A 3,730-nucleotide genomic window follows, 5' to 3' on the forward strand; every position below is an offset into this window, starting at 1 on the left:
CCCCAGGGCCTGTCCGACCTTGCAGACCACTATGACGTCCTGCTGAGCGACGTCTGGGGGGTGATCCACAACGGGGCTGCGAGCTTTCCCGAGGCCTGCGCAGCCCTGGCCCGGTGGCGCGCCGAGCGCGGACCGGTGATCCTGATCTCCAATTCGCCGCGACCCTCCAGCGACGTGGTGGCCCAGCTGGACGCCCTGGGCGTGCCGCGGGAGTCCTGGTCGGCCTTCGTGACCTCCGGCGACGCCACGCGGCGGCTGCTGGCCGAGCGCGCGCCCGGCCCGGCCTGGCGCCTGGGACCCGACCGCGACGCCCCCCTCTATGAGGGCCTGGGCCTGTCCTTCGAGGCCCTGGACAAGGCGGCCTTCATCGCCTGCACCGGCCCCATCGACGACGAGACCGAGGGACCTGGGGACTATCAGGCAAGGTTCGAAGGCGCCGCGGCCCGCGGCCTGGAGATGGTCTGCGCCAATCCCGACATCGTGGTCCAGCGGGGCGACCGCCTGATCTATTGCGGCGGGGCGCTCGCCCAACTCTATCAGCAACTGGGCGGCGCCGTGGTCATGGCCGGCAAGCCCCACGCGCCCATCTATGAGCTGTGTGTGGCCGAGGCCGAGCGCCTGACCGGCGCTCCCGTGCCCCGCGAGCGCCTGCTGTGCATCGGCGACGGGGTGGCCACCGATGTGAAGGGGGCCAACGCCCAGGGGCTGGACGTCATGTTCGTGGCCGGCGGCATCCACGGCGCTGAGACCATCGGGCCGCAAGGCCTTCGGACGGACGCCGTCGCGGCGCTTCTCTCCCAGGAGGGCGCCCACGCCCGCTGGGCCATGGCCGAGCTGCGCTGGTAGGCGGCGCTGAAGCCTGAGCCTTGATAATCGCCATCCCCCATCCCATTGGAGACCTGTGAGATCGGACCGAGCGGCTTTGAGGCCGGCGAGAATCCGACGCCAGGGCCGGCGCAGACCGCGCTTAAGACAAAGAGGGGCCGCTATTTGACGGGACTGTTTTTCGAGGATCTGGCCCTGGACCAGAGCGCGGAGATTGCGCGCACCGTGACCGCCGCCGAGGTGGAGGCCTTCGCCGCCGTGTCGGGGGACACCAATCCCCTGCACCTGGACGACGACTATGCCCGCGGCACCGCCTTTGGCCAGCGCATCGCCCACGGCATGCTGGCCGGCGCCTATATCTCGGCGGTCCTGGGCACCCGCCTGCCCGGCCCCGGCGCGGTCTATGTGAGCCAGAGCCTGCGCTTCCGCCGGCCCGTGGCCATCGGCGACCAGGTGACCGCCCGGGCCACGGTGAAGGATCTCGACCCCCGTCGCGGCTGGGTGACCCTGGCCACCGCCTGCCTGGTGAACGGCAAGACCGTGGCTGACGGCGAGGCCGTGGTCATCGTCCCCAAAAGGAGCGCCTGACCATGCGCGTGATCAAGGAATGGAAGGGCCTGATGGCCCGGGACCGGGGCGCGGCCGTGGCCCTGGGCAATTTCGACGGCGTCCATCGCGGGCATCAGCGGGTCATCGCGCTGGCCGCCCAGGCGGCGCGGGCCGCCGGCGCCCCCCTTGGGGTGATCAGCTTCGATCCGCATCCCCGACGCATCTTCCAGCCCAATGCGCCGGCATTTCGCCTGATGCGTCCGGCCCAGCAGGCCCGCGCCCTTGAAGGGCTGGGGGTGGACCTGTTCTACGTGCTTCCCTTCGATGAGGAGATGAAGAGCCTGACCGACCGCGACTTCGCCCGCGCCGTGCTGCATGAGGGCCTGGGGGTGCGACACGTGTCGGTGGGCTTCGACATCTCCTTCGGCAAGGGCCGCACAGGGAGCCCGGCGACCATGCGAGACTATGGCGAGACCTTCGGATTCGGCGTGTCCGTGGCCGAGGCGGTGGCTGACTCCCAGGGCGAGAAATACTCCTCCACCGCCGTGCGCGACGCCCTTCGCGAGGGCCGGCCGCAGGACGCCGCGGCCATACTGGGCCGCCCCTTCGCCATCGAGGGGCCGGTTCAGCGGGGGCGGCAACTGGGCCGGGAGCTGGGCTTCCCCACCGCCAATGTGCTGGTGGACGACTATGTCCAGCCGCGGTTCGGCGTCTACGCCACCCGCACCCGCCTGCCCGACGGCCGGGAGATTCCCGGCGTGGCCAATATCGGGGTCAATCCCACCGTGGGCGAGGTGGCGCCGGTCCTGGAGGTCTGGCTCTTCGACTTCGACGAGGACATCTACGACCAGACGATCGAGACCGATCTGATCACCTTCCTGCGTCCGGAAGCCAAGTTCGACAGCCTGCAGGAAATGGTCGACCAGGTGATGCGCGACGCCGATCAGGCGCGGAAGATACTGCTTCCCGACTTCTAGTCTCCGAAGCTTCACCGTCCCGGGTGAATGTCGTGGGGAGCAAGGCTCACGCCTCGCCCAGCCTTAAGGGCTCGCCCCTGCTCCCGACCTCTGCTAGGACCGCCCCATGACGAGGAGCGGCCGCAGCTTTCGAATTACGCGCCCGGCGTGACGCCGCCGGACGTTCTGATCCAGCGCGCGCCGGGACCTGACCGCCCTCCTCTGATCTCATTGGACGCATAGAATCCCCATGGCCGACGACGCCGAAAAGCGCACCGCTTCCACCGAAGGGGGCCGCGACTATCGCGAGACCGTCTTCCTGCCCCAGACCGACTTTCCCATGCGCGCGGGCCTGCCGCAGAAGGAGCCGCAGATTCTGGCCCGGTGGGACGAGGTCGGCCTCTATCACGCCGCGCGCAAGGCGAGGCAGGCCGACGGCGCGCCTCTCTTCGTCCTGCATGATGGCCCGCCCTACGCCAACGGCGCCATCCATATCGGCCACGCCCTGCAGAAGACCCTGAAGGACTTCGTGGTCCGGTCCCGCTTCGCCCTGGGCTATGATGTGGACTTCGTCCCCGGCTGGGACTGCCACGGCCTGCCCATCGAGTGGAAGATCGAGGAGGAGCTGCGCAGCCAGGGCCGCCGCAAGGACGAGGTCTCCAAGGCGGAGTTCCGCGAGAAGTGCCGCGCCTACGCCGCCCGATGGATCGAGGTCCAGAAGGAGGGCTTCAAGCGCCTGGGCGTCCTGGGCGACTGGGACAACCGCTACGCCACCATGGACTATGGCAGCGAGGCGGCCATCGTCGCGGAGTTCCACAAGTTCGTCTTGAGCGGCCAGCTCTATCGCGGCTCCAAGCCCGTGATGTGGAGCCCGGTGGAGCGCACCGCGCTCGCCGACGCCGAGGTGGAGTATCACGACCACGTCTCGCCGACGATCTGGGTGAAGTTCAAGGTGGTGGAGGGATCCGACGCCGCCCGCGGCGCCAGCGTGGTGATCTGGACCACCACGCCATGGACCATCCCGGCCAACCGCGCCGTGGCCTATAACGAAGCCGTCGCCTATTCGGTCTTCCAGGTGGAAGCCATGGAAGAGGGCCTGGAGTTCGAGCCCTGGGCCAAGGCCGGCGACCGGCTGATCGTCGCCGATAAGCTGGCCGAGGATGTCTTCAAGGCCGCCAAGATCGCCCGGTGGCGCCGCCTCGAGGCGGTCGATTGCCGCGGCATGGTCTGCGAACACCCGCTGGCGGCGCTGGACGCCCACTACGCCTTTTCCGTGCCGCTGCTGGCGGGCGATCACGTCACCGACGACGCCGGCACGGGCTTTGTCCACACCGCTCCGGGGCATGGCGCCGACGACTATCTGGTCTGGCTGGCCCATGGCCACCGCGAGATCCCCGAGA

Annotated in this window: 4 protein-coding genes; all 4 read left to right on the top strand. The window is 69.3% G+C overall.

Translation table 11 applies throughout. The annotated features are described in order from the left end of the window. Positions 1-846 (top strand): TIGR01459 family HAD-type hydrolase (locus tag V7D28_RS14410; protein ID WP_333588076.1); only part of this gene is annotated, 846 nt, incomplete at its 5' end. Between the two features lie 144 nt (positions 847-990). After that, the gene (locus V7D28_RS14415; RefSeq protein ID WP_333588077.1) at positions 991-1,413 is read left to right on the top strand and encodes a MaoC family dehydratase; all 423 of its coding nucleotides are present in this window, start codon (positions 991-993) and stop codon (positions 1,411-1,413) included. After that, positions 1,410-2,351: a bifunctional riboflavin kinase/FAD synthetase gene (locus V7D28_RS14420; protein ID WP_442957947.1), complete on the top strand. Its 942-nt coding sequence runs from the start codon at positions 1,410-1,412 to the stop codon at positions 2,349-2,351. The genes V7D28_RS14415 and V7D28_RS14420 overlap by 4 nt, the downstream gene beginning before the upstream one ends. 229 nt (positions 2,352-2,580) lie before the next feature. Then, a partial coding sequence (locus tag V7D28_RS14425) for a class I tRNA ligase family protein (protein WP_333588079.1) occupies positions 2,581-3,730 on the top strand: 1,150 nt, incomplete at its 3' end.

The sequence above is a fragment of the Phenylobacterium sp. genome, from assembly GCF_036723115.1.
Lineage (GTDB): Bacteria > Pseudomonadota > Alphaproteobacteria > Caulobacterales > Caulobacteraceae > Phenylobacterium.